Source organism: Pseudomonas sp. FW305-E2, from assembly GCF_058782925.1.
The window spans coordinates 134674-157454 of sequence record NZ_JBYSYE010000002.1; the positions used below are offsets into that span (position 1 = coordinate 134674).

The following is a 22781-nucleotide window of genomic DNA, read 5'->3' on the forward strand; positions in this document are numbered from 1 at the left end:
CAATAATAATAAAGGTCATCACATGAACCCAATGAAGAAGTACCAGCGCATTACCGTCGTGTTCCTGCTGCTGATCGGCATCGTCAACTACCTGGACCGTAGTGCGCTGTCGATCGCCAACACCTCCATCCAGAAAGACATGATGATCAGCCCGTCGCAGATGGGCATCCTGTTGTCGGCGTTTTCCATTGCCTATGCCTTTGCCCAGTTGCCAATGGGCATGATCATCGACCGCCTGGGCAGCAAGATCGCCCTCGGCGCCTCGTTGCTGGGCTGGTCGGTTGCCCAGGCGGCGTTTGGCATGGTCAACAGTTTTGCCGGTTTCATGGGCCTGCGGGTGTTGCTGGGGATTGGCGAAGCGCCGATGTTCCCATCGGCGGCCAAGGCATTGTCGGAGTGGTTCGACGCCAACGAGCGCGGCACCCCGACCGGTGTGGTCTGGTCGTCGACCTGTCTTGGCCCCTGCCTGGCGCCGCCGTTGCTGACGCTGTTCATGGTCAACTTTGGCTGGCGCGGCATGTTCATCATCACCGGCGTGATCGGCGTGGTACTGGCGCTGTGCTGGCTGACCTTCTACAAGAGCAAGGCCCGTTTTCTGGCAGAGCTTGCCGCCGAGGGCAAACCGCTGCCGAGTGAGCGCCAGGCTGCGGCCGCCACGGCAACCGCGCCGAAGGCTTCGTACTTTGCCGGCTGGCTTGATCTGTTCAAGCACCGCAGTACCTGGGGCGCGGTGTTGGGTTTCATGGGGGTGATCTACATGCTCTGGCTGCACTTGACCTGGCTGCCGGGCTACTTCGAGCGCGAGCATGGTCTGGACCTGTACAAGACCGCCTGGGTGGTGTCGCTGGCGTATGGCTTCGGTGCGGCGGGTACCATCGTTGCCGGGCGCTTCTGTGACTGGCTGGTAAGGCGTGGCATGAGCGTGCTGGGCAGCCGCAAGTTCAGTGTCATCACTGGCCTGCTGCTGGCAGCGCTGTTCACCTTGCCACTGTCGTTCGTCACCGGCCTGACGGGGTGCATCATGCTGCTTTGCCTGGCGCTGTTCAGCATCAATATGGCCAGTGCCACCGCCTGGATGATCGTCAATACCATTGTCGACAGCCAGCGCGTGGCCTCGTTTGGCTCGATCCAGAACTTCGGCGGTTACATCGCAGGCTCGGTGGCACCGATCGCGACGGGCTTCAGCATCCAGTACTCGGGCTCGTTCACCACGGCGTTCATGATCAGCGCGGTGGTGGCGCTGTGCTCGGCGGTGGCGTATTTCCTGCTGCTTCAGGCGCCCATTGGCAGTGCCAGGGTCGAGGCGGGCGGGATGGCTGGCGCAACTGAACAGGCGTGAACGCTACGGGGGCTGCAGTGCAGCCCCTGAACCCTTGGTTGATTGTGACGCGACCCGCGGCGCTTGTCATGGAGGGGTATCTGTATGTATAAACAGTGCCTGTTGCCGCCATCTGACTTCCGCCCGTGATCGCCCATTCCGTCGACGACCCGTTCTACTACCTGCATAACTTCCGCCAGGTCGTGCTGTGGGTCGAACAGCGCTACCAGGACCTGCTCGATGACCAGGAACTGGCCTTCATCCGTGCCTTCAGTCAACTGCAAGCGCCAGCCCAGGCCTTGATGGTGCGCATGGTGATGCGCAAAGGCGAGTTGTTTCGCAGCGATCGGCTCGACTACGCCGAAATCGGCGATACTGCACTGGCGCTGCAGCCGTTGCTGGCCCTCGGCTGGGTACGGGAGCCCGAGCAACTGGACCTTGAACAGCTGTTCGCGTTGCTGCGCAAGGAAGAACTGGCCCGCTGCTTCGCCCGGCAACTGAACCGCCCGCGCGCGGCCAAGCATGAGTTGTTGGCACAGCTGCAACCCCTGGCGCTGGCGGCCCGGTCACTGGTCGAGTGGTTTCCTGACAGCGAGGTGCGCATCCTCCAGTGGTGCCTGCAACCTCTGTGCGACCGCATGCGCCTGCTGTTCTTCGGCAACCTGTACCAGGACTGGTCAGACTTCGTCCTTGCCGACCTGGGCTTGCTGCGTTACGAGCAGGTGCCGTTCAGCTCCGATTCGCGTGCCTTGCAGCAACGTGACGATGTCGACCTGGCCATGGCGCTGCACCAGTGCGCCGAGCGCCTGGAGCAGGGCGGCGACCCGCTGCCGATCCTTGCCACCCTGCAGGGTCTGCACAGCAGCAACCCCTGGCTGGCCCGGCGCCATGCACGACTGCAATTCGCCGTGGGCCAACAATGCGAACGCCTGGGTGAATGGGACCTGGCCACGACGGTGTATGCGCAATGCAACCATCCCCAGGCGCGCATTCGCCAGGTGAGGGTGCTGGAGCGCACCGAACAGTGGCACCAGGCCCATGCACTGGCGGTGCAACTGGCTGCGGCACCTGCCAACGCGCTGGAGGTGCAGGCGCTGCAGCGCATGCTGCCACGCCTGGCGCGCAAACTCGGCGGCCCGCCACAGCGGCGCCAGCGCACCACGCCGCTGGAACTGATCGAGCTCGAACTGCCCCGCGGGGACGCTGCACTGGGCGTTGAAGAAGCCGTGCGTCAGCACCTGATGCAAGAGGGGGGGCAGGCGCATTACGTGGAAAACACGCTGTTCAACAGCCTGTTTGGCCTGTTGTGCTGGGAGGCCATCTTCGCCCCGGTGCCCGGCGCATTCTTCAACCCGTTCCAGGCCGCGCCACAGGACCTGCACGACAGCGACTTCCAGCAACGGCGCAGTGCACTGTTCGAACGCTGCCTCGGGAGGCTCGACGAGGGTAGCCATCGCCAGGCGATTCTCGACTGCTACGTGGCCAAACAGGGGCTGCAGTCGCCGTTCGTGTTCTGGTCCATGCTCAGCGAGGAACTGCTGGAGCAGGCCTTGGCTTGCCTGCCGGCCGCGGCGCTCAAGCAATGTTTCCTGCGCCTGTTGCAGGACATTCGCAACAACCGTACCGGCATGCCCGACCTGATTCAGTTCTGGCCCGAGCAGGGCCGTTATCGCATGGTCGAGGTCAAGGGGCCCGGTGACCGCCTGCAGGACAATCAGCTGCGCTGGCTGGAGTTCTGCAGGCAGCACGGCCTTCCGGTCGCGGTGTGCCACGTGCGCTGGAGCGAAACGCCTTGAGCTACAGCGTAGCGGTGCGCGCCTTGTGTGAGTTCAGCGCCAAGGTCGGTGACCTGGACCTGCGCTTCACGCCATCGCCCACCGCCCAGGAGGGTATCGAAGGGCATCAGCGGGTGGTGGCGCGGCGGGCTGCTGGCTACGAGTCGGAAATCGCCCTTGAAGGCCGGTTCGAAACCCTCAGGGTGCGGGGCCGCGCCGATGGCTATGACCCTGGCAGCAATCGCCTGGAAGAGATCAAGACGCACCGTGGCGACCTGGCGCGTCAACCGGCCAATCACCGTCAGTTGCACTGGGCACAGGCCAAGGTTTATGGCTGGTTGATGTGCCAGGCACGACAACTGCCCGCCATCGAGGTGGCGCTGGTGTACCTCGACGTGGACAGCGACAGCCAGACGCTGTTCACGGAGCACTGTTCGGCTGCCGAGCTGCAGGCCTTCTTCGAAACCCAGTGCCAGCGCTTTCTGGGCTGGGCCCGATCGCAGCAACGACGCCTGGCCGACCGTGACCAAGGCCTGCTGGCGCTGAGTTTCCCCTACCCACAGTTCCGAAAGGGCCAGCGGCAGTTGGCTGAAACCTTATACAAAGCGGTGAGCACCGGCCGTTGCCTGATGGCCCAGGCCAGCACCGGCATTGGCAAAACCCTTGGTACCTTGTTCCCGCTGCTGAAGGCCATGGTGCCGCAGCAGCTGGACAAGCTGTTTTTTCTCACCGCCAAGACACCAGGCCGGGCACTCGCCCTGGATGCCCTGCGCCAGATCACCGAGGCCACGCCGCAACCTGCCCTGCGCACATTGGAGTTGATCGCCCGCGACAAAGCCTGTGAGTACCCGGACAAGGCCTGTCATGGTGAGTCCTGCCCATTGGCCGCAGGTTTCTACGACCGTTTGCCGGCTGCGCGCGAGGCTGCGGCAGCACTGCCGTTGCTCGACCGCGCCAACCTGCGTGAAGTGGCCTTGGCGCACCAGGTGTGCCCGTACTACCTGGGCCAGGAGATGGCGCGCTGGGCCGACGTGCTGGTCGCCGACTACAACTACTACTTCGATGCGCATGCTTTGCTGTTCGGCCTGACCCAGCTCAACCAGTGGCGAGTGGCAGTACTGGTGGACGAAGCGCATAACCTGGTCGAGCGTGGGCGCGGCATGTACAGCGCCACCCTTGACCAGGGCCAGCTGCTGGCGTTGCGCCAGAGCAAACCGCCTGGGCTGGTCAGTGCGCTGGACCGCCTGAACAGGCAGTGGAACGCCCTGTATAAAGAGCAGCGTGCGCCGTACCAGGCCAGCGAGTCGCTGCCCGAAGGCCTGCTGCGCGCCCTGCAGCAGTGCGTCGGGGTGATTCAGGAACAGATGAACCAGGCCCCCACGCACATCGACCCCCAGGTGTTGCAGTTCTACTATCAGGCCTTGCAGTTCTGCCGGGTTGCCGAGCTGTTCGACGAGCACTTTCTGTTCGACATCAGCCAGCGCCAGGGCCCGCGCAAGCGGCGGCTGGCCACGCTGTGCCTGCGCAATGTCACCCCGGCGCGGCTGCTGGCACCACGCATGCAGGCGGCGCGCAGTGTGACGCTGTTTTCCGCCACGTTGAGCCCACGGCACTTCTACAGCGACCTGCTGGGCATGCCAGCCGATACCGCTTGGCTGGACGTGGCCGCGCCGTTCCGTGCCGAACAGCTGGAGGTGCGCATTGCCAGCCAGGTGTCCACCCGTTACCAGCAGCGCCAAGCCTCCCTGGCGCCGATCGTTGACCTGATTGCCCGGCAGTATGAGCGTATGCCGGGTAACTACCTGGCGTTCTTCAGCAGTTTCGAATACCTGCAACAGGTGGCAGGGCTGTTGGCCGAGCAGCATGGGCAGATTCCGCTGTGGTCACAGGAGCCGGGTATGGACGAGGCAGCTCGCCAGGCATTTCTCGATCGCTTTGTCGCCGATGGCCGAGGTGTGGGCTTTGCTGTATTGGGCGGCGCTTTCGGCGAAGGGGTGGATTTGCCCGGCACGCGGCTGATTGGTGCGTTTGTCGCTACCCTGGGGCTGCCTCAGGTCAACCCGGTCAACGAGCAGTTCAAACAGCGCCTGGGGCGGCAATTTGGCGCGGGTTTCGATTACGCGTACCTCTACCCGGGCGTGCGCAAGGTGATCCAGGCGGCGGGCCGGGTTATTCGGGGTGACCAGGACCGTGGCGTACTGGTGCTGATTGACGAACGCTTCGCCGAGCCCCGGGTGCAGCAGATGTTTCCAGGGTGGTGGGCGGCGGCTATTGTCTAGCGGTCTTTCGCCTTTGACGATCAGTCGCAATCAGGGGGGATCAAACCATCCACCAAGTTCCCCTCATGGCACACCGCCGCAAGGCGGCCCAAGCACGTCAACCGGGCATTCCGTCTGCCCGGGGCCGGAGCAGGATGGGCAGGTAATGGCGCAGGAACAGCAACAGCGCCAGGCTCCAGCACAGTGCCGAAACGCTTACCCCCAGCGATGTGAACAGCGGCAGAATCACCCGGGCCAAGGTCGCCAGTTGCATCAGGGCAAAGGCCCAGGCAATGCTGGTCGGCACCTGCAATGGCCTGCCGGTGTGGCCCAGGCTGACCCGCGCCATCATGGCCAGGATCAGCCCGGTCATGGCGCCAACGGTCAGCGCGTGGGTCACCAGGCTCGGGCTCAGGGCCACCCCGCTATGCCACAACGCCATGCCCAGGCAGGCCAGGGCGAGCCAGGCGTAGGCCAGGTGTAGCGACCACAGCAACGGTACGCGCCACAGGCCACGGTCATGCCACAGCACCAGTCGGGTCGCGTGCAGCGCGAACAAGGCAAAAAACAGCACCGCCAAATTTGCTTGCGGCGTATCGGCCAGGCCGGTGGCAAACGCCAGCGGTACTGCGACGCTGAGCAACAGGCAGGCTCGGTCCAGCCATGGGCGGGCAGGGGCCGCGTCAAGGTGACCCAGGCCACGGCGGGTAAAGAAGGGTATGACCCGGCCGCCGAGTACGGTCATCATCGCCGTCACCAGCCACAGCCCGGCAAATATTCCACGACGCTGCCACAGTTCGTCCTGGTGCAACCAGCCGGCCAAGGTCAGCCACTGGCAGGCGGCAATCAACAGCACCAGTACGACGATCGGGTAGTTGTTGCGCAGGCGCCGTTGCAGGACCGGTCGCGCCAGGCTCAATGCCACCAATGGCAGGAAGCTGCCCTCGACCAGTACCCGCAAGCTACCCGGTAGTGGCATAAACCAGCTTACCCGCCCCAGCAGCCAAAGCAGGAACACACCCTGCAGCGCCCGCCCGCTCAAGCCTGGGATGCCGCTCCAGTTCTGCACGGCGGTCAGCAGAAAACCCGCGATAATGGCGGCGGCGAAGCCGTAAAGCATCTCGTGGCGGTGCCAGGCGAGCATACCCCCGGGCGGTGCAGGGGCCAGTGCCCCAGCCAGTACGCCGGCCCACAACAGCAGGGCGATCAGCGCAAACAAACTGCCACCCAGGAAGAACGGGCGAAAACCCAGGCTCCAGACGGCTTGGCGTGGGCGTGAAGCAGTGGGTTGCAAGAGCATGGGCAGTCCTTGGTTCGTTCAGTAGGCTTCAATTGGGGTAAGATCACGATCCGTGCCAGTTTGCAAAGCCCTTGAATATCAAGGTGATGGCACTTCTCAGGGTCCGAATGACACGCGCGTATTGCGGTCATTCAGACTGGCTTGTATGTCGTTTTGACTTGCTTCAGGGTTTGCCTGGTTCAGTGCCGGCTGACGCTTCGCTACAGGATTCACGTTTTGTCCGACCTCTCGAAAAATCCGCTGCTGCAGTACATGGCCCGTCTGGCCCCATCCAGCCAGCAAACCATGCGCTACATTCTTCAGGACGCCGCCGACCGGCTAGGTTTTGTCGACTGCAACATTGTCGATGTGCCTTGGCATCGGCTCGAGCCGGGCCATGTTATTGCACTGGTGGCTGCCCTGCGTGCCGATGGCTACGCGCCCAACAGCTCGTCGCTGTACGTCAACGCGATTCGCGGGGTGATGAACGAGGCCTGGCGTCAGGGCCTGATCGACCACGAGCAGCTGTTGCGTATTCGCGAGGTCAAGCCCGCCACGGGCAGCCGCCTGCCGCCAGGGCGCAACCTGCGCCGCAGCCTGATCCGCGAGCTGATGGATGTGTGCGCCGCCGACCCGCGGCCACAGGGGGTACGTGATGCGGCGATCATTGCCTTGCTGTACGGCACCGGCATGCGCAAGTCGGAGTCGGTCGACATCGACCTCGACCAGGTCGACTTCGAGGCGCGCAGCCTGCAGGTAGTGGGCAAGGGCAACCACCAGCTGGTCAAGTACGCACCGCCGTGGGCGTTCGAGAAGCTGCAGGCCTGGCTTGAACTGCGCCGCCAGGACCTGCCTGCCGGGGCGGAAGATGACCCGTTCCTGTTCAACCGCATCCGTCGCGGCAACCACATTACCCGGGCGCGCATTACCAAGCATGCGATCTACTACATTGCCCGCCAGCGCGGCGCGCAGGTGGGGGTGAAGATCATGCCGCACGATTTTCGCCGGGCATTCATTACCCGGGTGATCGAAGAGCACGACCTGTCGATTGCGCAGAAGCTGGCGCACCATGCCAATATCCAGACTACGGCCATCTATGACCGGCGTGATGACAACGAGCGTCGGCGTGCCGTGGACCGCTTCGATTACTGAGGCTTGAAATTGTGGGGCTCAAAGCAGCCCCCTTTTCACGTATGCCGGCACCGAAACAGGGCCGACACACGCCCCTGCTTTGTGCGCCATTCCCCCGCATGCCCGATGCCAGAGCGGGCGCAGCACAGGTTTCATCATCGTTCACCTGCGAAGTTGGCCCGCAACCTGCTATATCCAGCCTGCGAATTTGATCGAGTGGTCAGGCCGCGCGCGCTAGCAGCCGCCCGCGCCGGACCCTCTAAACGGCCAGCAGGCCACGGATTTCAGGGGCCGCAGGATGTCGCTCGCGGAGCAGATCGAACAACAGCAAGACGATGCAGGCTGGAGTGCTCACCTGCAGTTGCGCTTTGTCCAGCGTGACGGCGTGACCCGCCTTGGTGCGTGGAAGCATTTCGGACCTCTTTTGGTGCAGCGGCCTTTCTATCCTGAAGGTGCGCCGTGCCATGTCTATGTCCTGCACCCGCCGGGCGGTATCGTCGCCGGCGACCGCCTGGAACTGGACATTCACCTGGAGCCGGGTAGCCACGCGCTGCTGACCATGCCCGGTGCCAGCAAGTTCTACCGCAGCATTGGCCCGACCGCGCGGTTGACCCAACGCTTCCACATGGCCACGGGCAGCACCCTGGAGTGGCTGCCGCAGGACAGCATCTTCTTCTCTGGCGCCCGCGCCAGCCTCGCCAGCCGTTTTACCCTCGAGCCGGGCGCCCGCCTGCTGGCCTGGGAAACCCTGTGCCTGGGCCGTCCGGTCATGCACGAGCGTTTCGACCACGGCGCCCTCGACAGCCTTTTGCACATCGAACTGCCTGACGAGGTTGGCCTGCATGAGCGCCTGCGGCTCGCAGGCGGGCACCTGGGCAAGCTGGGTGGGCATCCGCTACTCGCCACCTTTTGTGCCGCACCTGCCGATCAGGCAGTGCTGGAGCAGGTTCGCCCGCTACTCGATGAACTGGGCAACCCGGCCGGTGCGACCCTGCTCGGGTCGTTGCTGGTGATCCGCGTGCTCGACCATGACAACCAACACCTGCAACGCACCCTGCAACGCCTGTGGCATGTGCTGCGCCCGGCCATCCTCGGCCTGCCAGCCTGCCCGCCGCGTATCTGGGCTACCTGAGAGAGCGCCATGGAGCTTACCCCGAGAGAGAAAGACAAACTGCTGCTGTTCACTGCCGCGCTGCTGGCGGAGCGGCGTCTGGCCCGTGGCCTGAAGCTCAACTACCCGGAGGCCGTGGCGCTGATCAGTGCCGCGGTGCTCGAAGGCGCCCGCGATGGCCGCACAGTCGCCGAGCTGATGAGCCTGGGGCGTGAAGTGCTGACCCGTGAGCAGGTGATGCCCGGTATCGCTGAAATGCTTCACGACGTACAGGTCGAAGCGACCTTCCCGGATGGCACCAAGTTGGTGACCGTGCATGACCCCATCGTCTGAAACCGCCAAGGAGCGTCGCATGATCCCAGGTGAAATCCAGGTCGCCGCGGGCGACATCGAGTTGAACAGTGGCCGAGAAACGGTCAGCGTCAGTGTGGCCAACCATGGCGACCGGCCGGTGCAGGTCGGCTCGCACTACCACTTCTATGAAGTCAACGACGCGCTGGTGTTCGACCGGGCGCCCACCCTGGGCTTTCGCCTGGACATCCCGGCCGGCACTGCCGTGCGCTTCGAGCCGGGTCAGGCGCGTACCGTGCAACTGGTGGCGTACGCCGGCAAGCGTGAGGTCTATGGTTTTCAGGGCAAGGTGATGGGCGCGCTGGAGGGCAGGGCATGAGCCGTATTTCCCGTCAGGCCTATGCCGACATGTTCGGCCCCACGGTTGGCGACCGCGTGCGCCTGGCTGACACTGCGCTGTGGGTGGAGGTCGAGAAAGACTTCACGATTTACGGCGAAGAGGTGAAGTTCGGCGGCGGCAAGGTTATTCGCGATGGCATGGGGCAGGGCCAGATGCTGGCGGCCGAGGCCATGGACCTGGTGTTGACCAATGCGCTGATCATCGACCACTGGGGCATCGTCAAAGCCGACATCGGCATCAAGCATGGACGCATTGCGGTGATCGGCAAGGCGGGCAACCCCGATGTGCAGCCGGGCGTGAACGTGCCGGTCGGGCCAGGGACCGAGGTAATCGCGGCCGAGGGCAAGATCGTCACCGCCGGGGGGGTCGATTCGCATATCCACTTCATTTGCCCGCAGCAGGTGGACGAGGCATTGAACAGCGGTGTCACCACGTTCATCGGCGGTGGAACCGGGCCGGCCACTGGCACCAATGCCACCACCTGCACGCCCGGCCCTTGGTACCTTGCGCGCATGTTGCAGGCCGCCGACAGCTTGCCGATCAACATCGGGTTGCTGGGCAAGGGCAATGCCTCGCGGCCGGACGCGCTGCGCGAGCAGATTGCCGCAGGTGCTGTCGGGCTCAAACTGCATGAAGACTGGGGCTCTACGCCAGCAGCCATCGACTGTTGCCTGGGCGTGGCCGAGGAAATGGATATCCAGGTGGCGATTCACACCGACACCCTCAACGAGTCGGGCTGTATCGAAGACACGTTGGCGGCCATCGGCGACCGCACCATCCACACCTTCCATACCGAAGGTGCCGGTGGCGGCCATGCCCCGGACATCATCCGTGCGGCGGGGCAGGCCAACGTGCTGCCATCCTCGACCAACCCGACCCTGCCGTACACGATCAACACCGTGGACGAGCACCTGGACATGCTCATGGTCTGCCACCACCTGGACCCGAGCATCGCCGAGGACGTGGCCTTCGCCGAGTCGCGCATTCGCCGCGAAACCATCGCTGCCGAGGACATTCTCCACGACATGGGCGCCTTTGCCATGACCTCGTCCGACTCCCAGGCCATGGGTCGGGTTGGCGAGGTGGTGCTGCGCACCTGGCAGGTGGCGCACCAGATGAAGCTGCGTCGCGGGCCGCTGGCACCGGACACCCCGTACAGCGACAACTTTCGGGTCAAGCGCTACATCGCCAAGTACACCATCAACCCGGCACTCACCCATGGCATCGGTCACGAAGTGGGCTCGGTGGAGGTCGGCAAGCTGGCCGACCTGGTGCTGTGGTCGCCAGCGTTCTTTGCGGTCAAGCCGGCTTTGGTGCTCAAGGGCGGGATGATCGTCACCGCGCCCATGGGCGACATCAACGGCTCCATACCCACCCCCCAGCCGGTGCACTATCGGTCGATGTTCGGCGCGCTGGGCGCGGCTCGGCATGCCACACGCATGACATTCCTGCCCCAGGCGGCAATGGACCGCGGGCTGGCCGAGGCGCTTAACCTGCGCAGCCTGATTGGCGTGGTCAACGGCTGCCGGCGGGTACGCAAGCCGGACATGGTCCATAACACCCTGCAGCCGCTGATCGAAGTCGATGCGCAGACCTATCAGGTGCGTGCCGATGGCGAGCTGCTGGTCTGCGAACCGGCCAGCGAACTGCCGCTGGCCCAGCGCTATTTCCTGTTCTGAGGAGCACAAATGATTGTCTTGAGCCGCCGTATCTCCGAACCCGGTACGCGGGTTGTCAGTGGCACTGTCACCCTTGACGTGGACAGCCGTATCAAGAGCCGCCTGCGAGTAACCCTGGACGATGGCCGCGAAGCCGGGCTGATGCTGGAGCGCGGCCACCTGCTGCGCGGAGGTGAACTGCTGGCCGATGCCGAGGGCACCCAACTGATCCGCGTGCTGGCGGCGCCCGAGGCGGTGTCCACCGTGCGCTGTGCCGATCCACACCTGTTGGCCCGCGCCGCCTACCACCTGGGTAACCGCCATGTGCCGCTGCAGATCGAACCCGGGCTGTTGCGCTTCCAGCACGACCATGTGCTGGACGACATGCTGCGGGGGCTGGGCCTGACGGTAGAGGCCGAACAGGCCCCGTTCGAGCCTGAAGCGGGCGCTTACCAAAGTGCACCGCATGGCCACAGCCACAGCCATGCCCATGGCCACGATCACCCGTTCGTACGCCTGCCTGCCCATTCCTGAACTGCCCTGGAGCAACCAATGAAAAAGACTTTCGCCCTGTTTCTGTTGATGCTGGCACTGCCAGCCTTCGCCCATCCGGGCCATGACAGCAACCCGCTGCAGGACGGCCTGCTGCACCCGCTGACCGGGCTCGATCACCTGCTGATGCTGCTGGGTACCGGCGTGCTCGCCGCGTTGACCCGTCGCAACCTGACATTGCCCCTGGCTACCCTGGCGGCCATGTTCGGTGGTGCCGTGTGCGGTCACCTGTTCGGCGATGTGCTGGGCATGGAAACCCTGATTGCCGTGTCGCTGCTGGTGGCTGCCGGGGCGGTGCTGCTGCCGAGTCGCCAGTCGCTGCTGGCCATGGCCATGCCGGTGTTCGCCTTGTTCCATGGTTGGGCACATGGCGTAGAAGCCACGCCGAGCGCGTTCTGGCAATTCAGCGCGGGGTTTGTCGTGGTCAGCGGCTTGCTGCTGGCGGCGGGCTTTGCAGTCGGTTGCCTGCTGCGCCGCCACAGCGGCCTGCAGAAGGCCTTTGGCGGTGGCCTGTTGGCCGGCGCCGCGCTGGTGCTGGCCGGTTGATGAACAGCGACCTGGCGCTGCTGCGCCTACTGCAGTTGGCCAGCCCCGGCTTGCCGGTGGGTGGTTTTACCTATTCGCAAGGCCTGGAGTGGGCGGTCGAGGCCGGCTGGGTTCGGGGCGTGGACAGTTTTGTCGGCTGGCAGCGTGAGCAGGTTCACGACACCCTGGCCTGCCTCGACTGGCCGGTGCTGGCGCGTCTGTACCACGCCTGCCAGGCTGAGGACGCCGAAGCGTTCGGTCACTGGAGCCGGTTCTTGCTGGCCAACCGCGAAACCGCCGAGCTGCGCCTGGAAGAACAGCAGCGCGGCGCAGCGCTGGCGCGGTTGCTCGACGGCTGGCAACTGGGCCAGGCACCCGCCTGGCGCGCCAGCCTTGAGCTGACCCAGTTGGGCGGCATGGCCTGGCTGGCTGCACACTGGGCCATCCCGCTGCGCCAGCTGGCATTGGGCCATGGCTTTGCCTGGTTGGAGGGCGCGGTCATGGCTGGCGTCAAGCTGGTGCCCTTCGGGCAACAGGCTGCCCAGACCTTGCTGCGCGACCTTGGCGCCGACTTGCCCGCTGCACTGGACCAGGCGCTGGCCCTGGGCGATGGCCAGCTCGGCGGCGGCCTGCCGCTGCTGGCCATCGCTTCATCGCGTCACGAAACCCAATACACCCGTTTGTTCCGTTCCTGAGGACTGCCTGCATGCAAAGCTATCAACAACCCCTGCGCGTCGGTGTCGGCGGCCCGGTCGGCTCTGGCAAGACCGCTCTGCTGGAAGCGCTGTGCAAGGCCATGCGCGATCACTACCAGATTGCCGTGGTTACCAACGACATCTATACCAAGGAAGACCAGCGCATCCTCACCGAGGCCGGCGCCCTTGAGCCGGAGCGCATCGTTGGCGTGGAGACCGGCGGCTGCCCGCACACGGCCATTCGTGAAGACGCCTCGATGAACCTGGCGGCGGTCGAAGCGCTGGCGCGCAAGTTCGGTAACCTCGAAGTCATTTTCGTGGAAAGCGGCGGTGACAACCTCAGCGCCACGTTCAGCCCGGAGTTGGCTGACTTGACCATTTACGTGATCGACGTGGCCGAGGGCGAGAAAATCCCGCGCAAGGGCGGCCCAGGCATTACCAAGTCCGACTTCCTGGTGATCAACAAGACCGATCTGGCGCCTTATGTCGGGGCTTCACTGGAAGTGATGGAACGCGACACCCAGCGTATGCGGCCGCAGCGGCCCTGGACCTTCAGCAACCTGAAGAAGGGCGAGGGGTTGCAGGCGGTGATCGACTTTATCGTCGAGCGCGGGATGCTGGGTGCGCGAGCCTGACAGATCGAGGTCCCTGCGGGCTTGTCCCGCGAAGGGACCGGTCCTGGGTAAATGAATTACGCGCGTTTGTTGAACTGCGCCAACGCTGGCAACAGTTGCTTGTCGATGGCCAGGGCGCACTGGCCCCGGTAGCTCAAGGCTTTCCGGGGTTTTTTTCGTCTTCGCGTTTGCTATTTCCCGGCCCCAGAACTGATATTTTTGCCAGTAGCAGCCTGTGCTTGCCGAGTGCAATGCTGACATCCCCTATAACGGAAGCAGGTGGATGGTCATGACTGAACTGGCGAGCGACGAATTCGAAGAGATCAGTTTTATCAGTCCCTCCGGGGACGTGCTCATCCGTGTCTACACCCCTAAGCAATGTACAGACCCGGTAGACTGGGGCGAATTCGAAGAAATTGAACGTCCGGCCATGCTTGTCAGGCCTGGTATGTTTGACATGGAGGTAGTGACACTTACCAACCCTGATGGCCGTTGGAGGCGAAGGATTGGAACGGTCAGACCCACAATGAACGCAGCACCCTCCGCAGCTAGTGAAAGTGCTCCGTTGAGCGATACCAATTCACCCTTCGTGAAGCACAGTCTGCAGACTGACGGTCAGTCAGAAGTACAATACGCCGATGGTTGGGAGATTTTATATCACGACGGGTCAGGTGTCAGGTTCAGTCTGTACGCTGATGGTTTTACAGGTGATCTTTCGGACTATGAATTCGCTCTTCCCTATTGGATTAGGGATGCTGAGGAAAGAATTGTCCACGGGGCTTGTAATTTTGAACAGTTGAGTACGCTTGGCGCGACCTGGGCATTTCGTCCTTTGGTACTGCTCGCCGGGAAAAAGGCGCGAGCCGAGGCAGTTCAACCGCAGGCAGACGTGGAGCAGACGTATCACGATAACAAGGTGCATTTCCGGTCCAAATATGGCCAACCCTTTGGAACGGCTAACGAGATTGTTTATGGCTCCTACGAAATTACGTCGGCGAAGGTTTCCAGTGGCCAAGATCCTGATAACTATATCGACCCACCGTTTACAAGAAGTTTCTCCAGCAATGGAACTATGAGCTTCAAGGTGGGGCGGCACGGTACGGATGCTGTCGCGAACTGGTTCAGTAGCTACATCAGTGATTCCGAAAATACGTTCGGGCATGCTCCAGGTAAGCTCAATTTTGGTTTCAAAGGCACGTTGAAACTGACCGTGACGGGCGGTAGTTTCAGTGGCATGGACCAAACGCTGGTATTCAAGGACGTTTTCATCGCTCAAGGTCATACAGGAACATCAAATAACTGGTGGTTCGGCGCCATTGGTGCCCGCAACCCGGACGATGGTAAGCGTTGGGTTCGAGTGGAGGGTAAGGCGCCGACGCCGTACGGGGAGTTTGATGCCTCGATGTATTTTCAGCGCGGCGGAGAGCCGCTCACGGACGACGAAATATTCGTATACGAGGGATCGCTAAATGCGCTGCCCACCGAGGCGTGGATGACCAGATTGATAGGTACGACTCGCGTGCAAGATATGGTGCTTCCCGGCAGCCATAACGCTGGCATGTATGGCCCACTGCATAATTGCACCGGGGGAGGCTTTGGTGAGGCAGCATCTAGAGCGCAACGCGCCTCCATTGCGGAGCAACTCCGGATGGGTGTTCGTTACCTGGATATCCGGGTCGCTCGCGCTGATGGTCAACTGCTTTGTTACCATCGGACAGGCACCGGCACGGGGCCGGGATGCGACGGCGCGACGCTCGACGAAGTACTCACTTCCGTTGACACGTTCTTGACAGAAAATCGCGGAGAGTTCGTGATCTTGAGCTTCACGCATATACCCGACGCTGACGTTTCAGCCATTCAAACGATGATTAATCGCCATGCGAATCGTCTGCACAAAGTCAGTGCCGAACCGGGTGAGCGCAAACCGGTGAACCAATTTATCCTGGAGGATTTGCGCGGGAAAATGCTGGTGGTCAGTGAAGGATTGATGGATGCGCCTGACTCAGGGTTTTATAGAAAAACAAAGGGTCCAAATTCTTGGGATGCGTATCAAATTGTGGATGACTACGCTAATTCGAAAGACACAGATGCTGTGATTGAAGATCAGTTGGGTAAGTGGGCAAGGCATGTGCCGGGTGAATATGGCGTCGGCTTCATGCTCAACTGGACTCGCACCCCGCAGAGCGGGGCGGATTCGGTCGAAAAAATGGCGAAAGTCATCAATGAAAAACTGGCACACAATCTTAATAGCTACCCGGCTAACTGGAGTGCCCCGCAGGTGGTATTGCTGGATTTTGTGACGCCGGGGTATGTCAACTCCATTGTCAATCAAAACCTCGCAAATATTTCACGGCGCGACGAAGGCGATGAAGTGGAACCACCCGTTGGGGCGCGAGTCAACGTGAATATGTATCCACTGCCATTATTTGACGGTGACCCGGTCCGCAAAAAACTACCTTTCGGTTCGTTGATTCCACTCTGGAGGGAAACCGCCATCAGCAACGAGGGCGGAAGCGTGCGTTTCGCGGCGCGGCCGTACAATCGTAACAGGTTGATTACCTTTGGCGGGTTGGGGTTGCTGTGCTTCAGGCAATACATCATCTCTAAAGACTTTGAAGGTGATGGCTTTGAGGTGCCGTTGCTGTCGGATGTACCTACTAGTCTACCCAAAGGCGTCCGGGAGATACGATGGATAGGCACCAATGCCAAAATAAGATGGTTGCATCTGCTTCAATACGGCAAAGTGGACGCTGAATAATACAACGTCTATTTTCTGTATTGTCGCGAAACGCGCAGTGTGTTGACTTTCGGCGAGCAACTGGTGGCTCCGTTGATTGTTCTACCACTCAGGTGGGTAAGGGCAGCCCGATTATCCTCCCGGTATATTCGGCTGGCGGCGCGTCAGCGTGCACCTGCATCAAGGTATCCAGCAGCGTTTGACTGGCGAGGGAGAAGAGCGCCGCTCTTGGCCCCCGCCAGTTCAGCGTGAAGCGGCAACTGTTCGCTTGCGGCCAGTACGCCCTCGAACCCGTCCCGGTGCAACATGTGGTAAATATGCACGCGTTTTTGCGGGCAACCATCAGCGTTAATGCCTAACCCTGTGGGCACGCCCGCGAAGAAACCAACGCGGTGGATGGCACCGGCTCTGCCGGTGTTCGCTGGTAAAACCGTTCCCACAGGTGTGCGTGTTGCCTGCATCATCTGTGACAGCAGTGAGGCTTGTCCGGTTGCCCTTCATAGCGGTCATGGTGCCGCACCCAGTCCATGGTCCCACCTTCATTGCGCCCCAGTGGCGCAATGTCGAGGAAGTTGTAGGTGTTGACCAGAATGTCCAGCCCGCGAGCGTAGGTTGAGTAGGTGTGGTACACGCTGCCGTCGCCTTCGCGGAAAAACGCACTCAAGCCGGGCAGCTCGCTTTCATTGCCCACATACGGCTCATAGTTGTACTGCCGCTGGCCTTCACTGCCGACACTGACGCCAAAGTCCTCGTTGAAGGGGCTGCCATGCGACGAATACCACGGGAACTGCCAGCCCATGCGCTGGCGAAATGCCTGAAATTCGGCATACGGGGCCCGTGACACCGCCACCAGCGACACATCGTGGTGGGCCAGGTGCAGGTTGGCGCCGTCAAAGTGGTCAGCCAGAAAAGAGCAGCCTGGGCAGCCCTCGCTCCAGCCTTCGGCGAACATGAAGTGGTAAAGCAGCAACTGGCTGCGGCCTGCGAACAGGTCGGCCAGGCTCAACGCGCCGTTCGGGCCGAAGAAGCGGTAATCCTGCTCGACCTTTACCCAAGGCAGGGCGCGACGGGCTGCGGCTAGCGCGTCGCGGTGGTGGGTAAACGCCTTTTCGTGCAGCCACAGTTGCTGGCGAGCTGCCAGCCACTGGCTGCGGGAAACCACCGGGTGCCTGCTTTCGCGGGTGCTCATGGTGCTGTCTCCTCGCTGGGGGATTCACACCTTGGTCGAGTACGACCAGGTCGATTCGACAAGCACCGGTGACCGGGCGATGAGCGGTACCTGCTTAGCCCGAATGAGCGATATGCCCCTCGGCCAGTTCATCGGCGTCGTCATCCTCACCCGGCAGGGCGGTGATCACGCTGAAGTCGCTGACTTCTACCTTGCCGCCGCCATAGCCCAGCAAGTGGAAGGAAAACGCCTTGCGCTCGGTTGGGTTGTCGAAGCTGAACTCCATCTCCAGTGGCGCGTCGGCAGTGACCTTTACCTCTTCTGGCAGGCCCAGCGGCACGTCCTGTTCCAACTGCTTGGCCTTGAGCCGGATATAAGCCGCACGTTCAGGGTCCAGCGAGCGGACCTTGACCCGCACGCGGGTATGCGAGCCTCCGGGCATTTCCAGATACTGGGCGCCAATGAGGTTGTCGGCCCAGTCATCGTCAATGCGCTTGCGCAACTTGATCGGCGAAGGGCCGCCAAACTGGTAACGCAGGTTGAGTGGGGTTTGCAGCAAGGATTGGTCGAGCACCCCGGCCAAGGCGCCGATCTGTTGGCCCAGCAAGCTGTCGGCCGGCCCGAGGTAGCGGGCCTGGTCGGTGATGAAGCCCTCACTGGCATAACGCCGGCAGCGCTGCTGGAAGTCACATTCGGTGAACAGGCCCTGGCCGTTGTGGTAGCGCAGCATGCCGTTGGTGTAGGAAATCATTTCGCGACCGCTGTCGTAGTCGCGGTACAACGAGCGACCGCCAAGCGCTACAGGAATGGGCAGTGCGAAGTAGTCGAGCAGCGAGGTGGCCAGGTCGATATGGCCGTAAGTGCCGCGCTTGATGGTTGGCAGTTGGGCCTGCTCCGGCGCCAATGTAAGGTTGAAGCCCCAGGACGAGGCCAGGCGCACGCCATCGATGCCGTGAGACTCGTCGGAAGTCACCACCACCAGTGTGTCCTTGAGGACGCCCTGGCGCTCGAGATTGTCAAGAAATGCCCCGACTGCGTCATCCAGGTAGGCGACCGCTGCCTGTTTCGGTGTGTTGAAGCGCTCGAGGTACTCGGCCGGCGCCGAATAGGGCTGGTGGGTGCCCACGGTGAGCAGCGTCAGCATCCATGGCTTGTCCTGCTTCTGCAGCTGGCCCACATAGCCCAGGGCACCTTCGAAGAAGGCGCGGTCATCCTTGCCCCACGGGAAGTCCAGGTAGTTCTTGTTGGCGAACCACTCCTGGCCATGCACCGAATCGAAACCGATGTGCGGCATGATGCGGTCCTTGGCCATGAAGCGCAGGCCCGCGCCTTGCAGATAGTGGGTGGTGAAGCCGGCCTGGCGCAATTGCGCCGGCAGGCAGGCCTGGTTGCGTTCGTTCTGGGTCAGCAGTTCTACGCCCTTGGGCGTGCCATTGGCCAGCTTGTCGTAATCGCCGCACAGCATCGCATACAGGCCACGGATGGTCTGGTGGGTGTGCAGCACGTAGTCTGGGGTGTTCATGCCGCGCTCGGCCCACTTGCTGAGCTTGGGCATCAAGTCGTCGTTGAAACGGCTGTTCAGCGCCTGGCGGTTAGGCTGCAGGTAGGCGCCCGGGATGCCTTCCAGGGTAATCACCAGCAAGTTGCGGGCGCTTCCAGGGCCGGCAAGCAGCCTTTGCCCATGCAGGTCGGATTGAGTCAGGCCGCTGCTGGCCAGCGGGGTGAAGGGTTGCGTGCGGCCCATCCAGCCTTCGACCTGGCGTTGCAGACTACCGACGCCGGCAGACATCAACTGGTGGGGGAGGTTGTATTGCCGCCACTGGTCGGCATCGGAAGGTACCAGCTGCTGGCTGCTCCAATGCGCGCCGAACAGCAGTACGGGTATGGCCCAGGCTTTGCGCGGCAGTGGCTGGCTACGCCGTGCACGGCTGCGCCACGCACAGGCCAGCCAGACCAGCAGGCCGCCACCCAGGGCCCAGGGCAGCCAGGCATGGGCCAGGCCGCCACCGGTCGAATTCTCCATGAATTGCGGGTCGGTCAGGTAGTTAAGGTCGGCGCTGGTGGGCAGTCGGCCCACTGCGCTTACCAGTTCAGCCGAGGCCACCCACAGCGCCGCCCAGGCCAGCAGCACGGGCAGCGCCAGCCACCACGGCCTGCGGTGTAGCAGCACTATCAACAGGCTGCCGAGGGCGAGATCGGACAGGTAACCGAACGGGTTGGACCAACCCAGCATGGCGCGCGTACCCAGTGGGATCACCAGCACCAGGGCCGCCAAAGCGGCAAGCCGGGTGCTTGGGTGGTCGGACAGGTTCTTCACAAAAACTTCCCTTTTGCCATTAAATCGTCATGCATCTGTGATTGATGATATCAGGCCAGGGCAGGGAAGGCGGCCGGTTACAAGGCTTGTAACCAAAGTCGGGCCCGTTCGCACGGGCCCGGCCGATGGCAACTATCAGAAGTAATAAGGGAATTTCAGGCTGAAAGAAAAGTCAGGTGCGTCATCGGTCAGACCAATGGACAGGTTGGGCACGATGGTCAGGTTGTCGGTGGCGGCGAAGGTCAGGCCGATGTTGAAGTTGGCGGCGTTGTAGTCACTGTTGGAGATCGATTGCCAGTCGCCGCCATCAGGTTTGATCTTGCTCTTGCGGGCGAACTGGTCGGATACCGAGAACGACATACTCATCTTTTCGTTAAGGGCAAAGGCGATGCCACCGCCGATCTGCCACGAGTCGCCAAGCTTGACGTCACCCGGCACCTTGCTGTTCACCTGCGGACTGATGTCGCTGAACGAGTCTTGCATGTTGTAGGTGTAGGACAGGCTGCCGAACAGCACGGCCGGGTCGAAGGTCTTGACCAGCGAGATGCCCGGTGTGATCGACCATACACCGTTGCCGGTCGGTAGGCTTTCCGGTACTGCGAGGTTGTTGTTGCCGTCCACCTCGCGCAGTTTGATGCCATAGGGGTCTTTGCCGGTCGGTGCCTTGATTCGCAGGGTGGCCACTGCGTCAGGCCAGGTTTCGTCCTCGTCGAGGAACTTGTAGGCCACCCCGACGTTGATATCGCCGATTTCCGGGTCGCGGGTCACGCTGGCATCGGAAGTGGTTGCCCCGGCTCCCCCCGCACCGCCAGACGAGTAGGTGGACTCGCGGTAAACCACGGGGACGTTGATATCGAACTGCCAGCGCTGCGCCAGGTTGTAGCGCGCGGTCATGTCCAGGGTCCAGTTGTCAGCCTTGATCCGGTCAAGGTTGATGCTGCCGAGGAAGATCGAGTCCAGTGCCAGAAAGCCATTGAGGGTCAGCGCACGGGTATCGTAATGGGTATAGGTAACGCCGGTTTCGAAGCTGAACTTGCCCCCGCCAAAGAATCCGCTGGCTTCGTCATACAGGTTGGAAACGCTTTGCGCCGGCTCGGAATCGGCTGTCAGCGCCTGGCCGTAGGAGCTCCCCGTAGTGCCCGGTGCGCCAGAGGCGACGGTCTGCGCACCTTTCACCCCTTCGGCCGGAGACTTGACCAAGCGTTTGGGTTGCGCGGCAGCAGGGGCCTCCTCGACCTGGCGCACACGTTGCTCCAGCACCATCAGCGCCTGTTGCTGTGCCTCATAGCGGCGTTTGAGTTCAATCAGTTCCTGTTTCAGCGCTTCGACTTGTGGGTCGGCGGCTGCGTAAAGTGCGGTGGCGGGGGCCAAGGTAGTCAAGCACACAAAAGCTCTGAGCGTAAAAGATCGGTACATGGAGTTGCCGTCCCTTCCAACTACTTTTGATGAGACTGAGCGTAGATCAGTATCCGAAGGTGCGAAGACCTTTGAGCTGGTCGAGGCTACCGTTGAGGGAAGCCGCTGTCGGCACGCTCTCGCGCATGACAACGTTCAGGGTGGTGACGTTGTTGACCAGGTTGCCGTTGCCAAGCAGCGTCGAGTTCTGCAGCAGGCCACCTTGGGCCAGGCGTTGCACGCTGCTGCCTTGGTTGTTGCTGGCATTGATGTTGAGCTGCACGCCCACACCGCTTGAGGACACACTGAGCGCGCCGGCGCCATTTTCCCCGACCAGGGTCTGGCCGGCGGCCAGTACCTGGCCTTGCTGTTGTACGGCGGGGGCCTGGTTGGCTTTGGTCACATTGATATCGACGTTGTTGTAAGCGGCGTTGTTGTCACCGGCTGCACGGACCACCTGGGTCACACCTTCGGTGGTGGTCAGGCCGTTGCCGCCCGTTACCACGCCAGTCCCGGCAGCAGACGCGCTGCTCGGCGCCGTACCTGCGCCTTTTCTATCGATCATCGAGACATAGAACTGGGGTTTGATGGTCGATTGCTGAACCTGCAGCGTGGACGTTGCCCCGATCACATCCCCTTTTGCATTTTGCCAGGTGCTGGACATGACAATGCCGAAGCTCACGATTCGTCCGGGCATCACATAGCGGCCCCGGAGGTTGGCCAGCTCCTGGTCCTTCAGTTCGATGGGTTTCAACGCCTCTGCGTGACTGGGCAAGCTGGCTGCCAGGCAGGCGATGGCCAACCACAATGAAGTCTTCATGAAATGCTCCCTGGAGCTTCATGCTCCTTGTCATTAGAACAGTCGTTAGAAGAAGTCGCTTCTGATGAAGCCGAAGTCCAGCAGCTCTGCGTCCTGCACGGGGGTGAAGTTGTTCACCCGGCCCTTGGCGGTCAGTGGCAGGGGCGGGTCGAGCAGGATGTTGTTCTTGTCGTAACCCTGGCCGATCACCGCGAAGATGATGCCGTTCCAGCCCTTGAGGAAATCGTCGACCTTGTATCGCCTGTGGCCCAGCACCGGATCACCGATGTACACCCAACCTTTGTCGACTTTCTGCATGACCACGAAGTGCTTGTAGCCGCGCACATCCATCAGCACCACGACAGGAATGCGTACGCTGTGCAGGGTTTCAGGTGCCACCCGGTAACCGCGGGCACGCATCCCGAGGCTTTCGACGTAGCGCTTCATGTCGAGCATCGAGAAGCCTTGCGTGCGCACAAGGTCCTGGTCGGCGTGGGCCAGCATGCCTTCGATGATCTGATGTTCGTCCACATCCAGCCAGTACGCCTGGCGCAGGATGGTCGCCAGCGCGGCGGCGCCGCAGCTGAAGTCGGTCTTTTGTTGCACCAGGTCGGCGAACTTACGTTCACGCAAGCTCTGGATCGGTTTGAACACCACAGCGCCGCCCGGCAGGACGGACAGCGGCATTTGTGCAGCTTCGCTCACGCTGGCCAGGCACAGCAAAAACGCCAAGGCGAAAATACGCATGATCGGATGCC

General features: G+C 62.2%; 19 protein-coding genes. 13 read left to right on the forward strand and 6 right to left on the reverse strand.

From position 1 onward, the window contains the following. Positions 1 to 31 precede the first annotated feature (31 nt). From AC3WLP_RS03240 to AC3WLP_RS03250, 3 genes are all read left to right on the forward strand, one after another. Positions 32 to 1339, forward strand: a complete 1308-nt coding sequence (locus AC3WLP_RS03240; protein WP_232535912.1) for an MFS transporter — start codon at positions 32 to 34, stop codon at positions 1337 to 1339. Between the two features lie 125 nt (positions 1340 to 1464). Continuing rightward, on the forward strand, positions 1465 to 3114 hold the full coding sequence (locus tag AC3WLP_RS03245) for a VRR-NUC domain-containing protein (protein WP_012052578.1): 1650 nt from the start codon (positions 1465 to 1467) through the stop codon (positions 3112 to 3114). Beyond that, complete coding sequence (locus AC3WLP_RS03250) at positions 3111 to 5372, forward strand: ATP-dependent DNA helicase (protein ID WP_088512256.1); 2262 nt, start codon at positions 3111 to 3113, stop codon at positions 5370 to 5372. Before AC3WLP_RS03245 ends, AC3WLP_RS03250 begins: the two co-directional genes overlap by 4 nt. Positions 5373 to 5469: 97 nt before the next feature. On the opposite strand, the gene AC3WLP_RS03255 is transcribed toward AC3WLP_RS03250, so the two are convergent. Further along, positions 5470 to 6651, reverse strand: coding sequence for an NnrS family protein (locus AC3WLP_RS03255; protein WP_012052576.1), 1182 nt, complete (start codon positions 6649 to 6651; stop codon positions 5470 to 5472). Positions 6652 to 6867: 216 nt separating this feature from the next. On the opposite strand from AC3WLP_RS03255, the gene AC3WLP_RS03260 reads away from it, so the two are divergent. From AC3WLP_RS03260 to AC3WLP_RS03305, 10 genes are all read left to right on the forward strand, one after another. Then, entirely contained in the window at positions 6868 to 7782 is a 915-nt protein-coding gene (locus AC3WLP_RS03260) for a site-specific integrase (protein ID WP_004576552.1), read from the forward strand. Positions 7783 to 8059: 277 nt separating this feature from the next. Further along, positions 8060 to 8893, forward strand: a complete 834-nt coding sequence (locus tag AC3WLP_RS03265; RefSeq protein ID WP_029611749.1) for an urease accessory protein UreD — start codon at positions 8060 to 8062, stop codon at positions 8891 to 8893. Positions 8894 to 8902: 9 nt separating this feature from the next. After that, positions 8903 to 9205, forward strand: a complete 303-nt coding sequence (locus AC3WLP_RS03270) for an urease subunit gamma (protein WP_003253929.1) — start codon at positions 8903 to 8905, stop codon at positions 9203 to 9205. A 19-nt stretch (positions 9206 to 9224) separates the two neighbouring features. Next, positions 9225 to 9542, forward strand: coding sequence for an urease subunit beta (locus AC3WLP_RS03275; protein ID WP_010953752.1), 318 nt, complete (start codon positions 9225 to 9227; stop codon positions 9540 to 9542). Further along, positions 9539 to 11242, forward strand: coding sequence for an urease subunit alpha (ureC, locus tag AC3WLP_RS03280; protein WP_088512255.1), 1704 nt, complete (start codon positions 9539 to 9541; stop codon positions 11240 to 11242). Before AC3WLP_RS03275 ends, ureC begins: the two co-directional genes overlap by 4 nt. Before the next feature lie 9 nt (positions 11243 to 11251). Next, on the forward strand, positions 11252 to 11755 hold the full coding sequence (gene ureE, locus AC3WLP_RS03285; protein WP_003253926.1) for an urease accessory protein UreE: 504 nt from the start codon (positions 11252 to 11254) through the stop codon (positions 11753 to 11755). A gap of 18 nt (positions 11756 to 11773) precedes the next feature. Next, a complete protein-coding gene (locus AC3WLP_RS03290) occupies positions 11774 to 12319 on the forward strand; it encodes a HupE/UreJ family protein (RefSeq protein WP_003253925.1) in 546 nt (181 codons plus the stop codon). Beyond that, a complete protein-coding gene (locus AC3WLP_RS03295) occupies positions 12319 to 12993 on the forward strand; it encodes an urease accessory protein UreF (protein WP_014756407.1) in 675 nt (224 codons plus the stop codon). Before AC3WLP_RS03290 ends, AC3WLP_RS03295 begins: the two co-directional genes overlap by 1 nt. Positions 12994 to 13004: 11 nt before the next feature. Next, positions 13005 to 13628 carry an urease accessory protein UreG gene (gene ureG / locus AC3WLP_RS03300; RefSeq protein WP_012052571.1) on the forward strand — a complete coding sequence of 208 codons (624 nt, stop codon included), beginning with the start codon at positions 13005 to 13007 and terminating at the stop codon, positions 13626 to 13628. Positions 13629 to 13896: 268 nt separating this feature from the next. Next, the gene (locus tag AC3WLP_RS03305; protein ID WP_012052570.1) at positions 13897 to 16365 is read left to right on the forward strand and encodes a phosphatidylinositol-specific phospholipase C domain-containing protein; all 2469 of its coding nucleotides are present in this window, start codon (positions 13897 to 13899) and stop codon (positions 16363 to 16365) included. 439 nt (positions 16366 to 16804) lie between these two features. Here the strand turns inward: AC3WLP_RS03305 and AC3WLP_RS03310 are convergent, their stop codons facing one another. From AC3WLP_RS03310 to fapD, 5 genes are all read right to left on the reverse strand, one after another. Beyond that, entirely contained in the window at positions 16805 to 17533 is a 729-nt protein-coding gene (locus AC3WLP_RS03310; RefSeq protein ID WP_088512254.1) for a DUF899 domain-containing protein, read from the reverse strand. Positions 17534 to 17627: 94 nt separating this feature from the next. Beyond that, positions 17628 to 19829, reverse strand: coding sequence for an LTA synthase family protein (locus tag AC3WLP_RS03315; protein ID WP_088512253.1), 2202 nt, complete (start codon positions 19827 to 19829; stop codon positions 17628 to 17630). A 135-nt stretch (positions 19830 to 19964) separates the two neighbouring features. Beyond that, entirely contained in the window at positions 19965 to 21245 is a 1281-nt protein-coding gene (fapF, locus tag AC3WLP_RS03320) for a fibril amyloid transporter FapF (RefSeq protein ID WP_004577464.1), read from the reverse strand. 46 nt (positions 21246 to 21291) lie between these two features. Then, positions 21292 to 22044, reverse strand: a complete 753-nt coding sequence (fapE, locus tag AC3WLP_RS03325) for a fibril amyloid subunit FapE (protein WP_004577465.1) — start codon at positions 22042 to 22044, stop codon at positions 21292 to 21294. Between the two features lie 45 nt (positions 22045 to 22089). Further along, positions 22090 to 22770, reverse strand: coding sequence for a fibril amyloid maturation endopeptidase FapD (fapD, locus tag AC3WLP_RS03330; protein ID WP_012052567.1), 681 nt, complete (start codon positions 22768 to 22770; stop codon positions 22090 to 22092). Positions 22771 to 22781: the final 11 nt, after the last annotated feature.

Excerpts from the sequence above, each read along its gene's own strand:
- AC3WLP_RS03240 (WP_232535912.1), top strand. The coding sequence starts at position 32 with ATGAAGAAGTACCAGCGCATTACCGTCGTGTTCCTGCTGCTGATCGGC.
- AC3WLP_RS03255 (WP_012052576.1), bottom strand. The coding sequence starts at position 6,651 with ATGCTCTTGCAACCCACTGCTTCACGCCCACGCCAAGCCGTCTGGAGC.
- AC3WLP_RS03265 (WP_029611749.1), top strand. The coding sequence starts at position 8,060 with ATGTCGCTCGCGGAGCAGATCGAACAACAGCAAGACGATGCAGGCTGG.
- AC3WLP_RS03270 (WP_003253929.1), top strand. The coding sequence starts at position 8,903 with ATGGAGCTTACCCCGAGAGAGAAAGACAAACTGCTGCTGTTCACTGCC.
- AC3WLP_RS03275 (WP_010953752.1), top strand. The coding sequence starts at position 9,225 with ATGATCCCAGGTGAAATCCAGGTCGCCGCGGGCGACATCGAGTTGAAC.
- ureC (WP_088512255.1), top strand. The coding sequence starts at position 9,539 with ATGAGCCGTATTTCCCGTCAGGCCTATGCCGACATGTTCGGCCCCACG.
- ureE (WP_003253926.1), top strand. The coding sequence starts at position 11,252 with ATGATTGTCTTGAGCCGCCGTATCTCCGAACCCGGTACGCGGGTTGTC.
- AC3WLP_RS03290 (WP_003253925.1), top strand. The coding sequence starts at position 11,774 with ATGAAAAAGACTTTCGCCCTGTTTCTGTTGATGCTGGCACTGCCAGCC.
- AC3WLP_RS03295 (WP_014756407.1), top strand. The coding sequence starts at position 12,319 with ATGAACAGCGACCTGGCGCTGCTGCGCCTACTGCAGTTGGCCAGCCCC.
- ureG (WP_012052571.1), top strand. The coding sequence starts at position 13,005 with ATGCAAAGCTATCAACAACCCCTGCGCGTCGGTGTCGGCGGCCCGGTC.
- AC3WLP_RS03305 (WP_012052570.1), top strand. The coding sequence starts at position 13,897 with ATGACTGAACTGGCGAGCGACGAATTCGAAGAGATCAGTTTTATCAGT.
- AC3WLP_RS03310 (WP_088512254.1), bottom strand. The coding sequence starts at position 17,533 with ATGAGCACCCGCGAAAGCAGGCACCCGGTGGTTTCCCGCAGCCAGTGG.
- fapF (WP_004577464.1), bottom strand. The coding sequence starts at position 21,245 with ATGTACCGATCTTTTACGCTCAGAGCTTTTGTGTGCTTGACTACCTTG.
- fapE (WP_004577465.1), bottom strand. The coding sequence starts at position 22,044 with ATGAAGACTTCATTGTGGTTGGCCATCGCCTGCCTGGCAGCCAGCTTG.
- fapD (WP_012052567.1), bottom strand. The coding sequence starts at position 22,770 with ATGCGTATTTTCGCCTTGGCGTTTTTGCTGTGCCTGGCCAGCGTGAGC.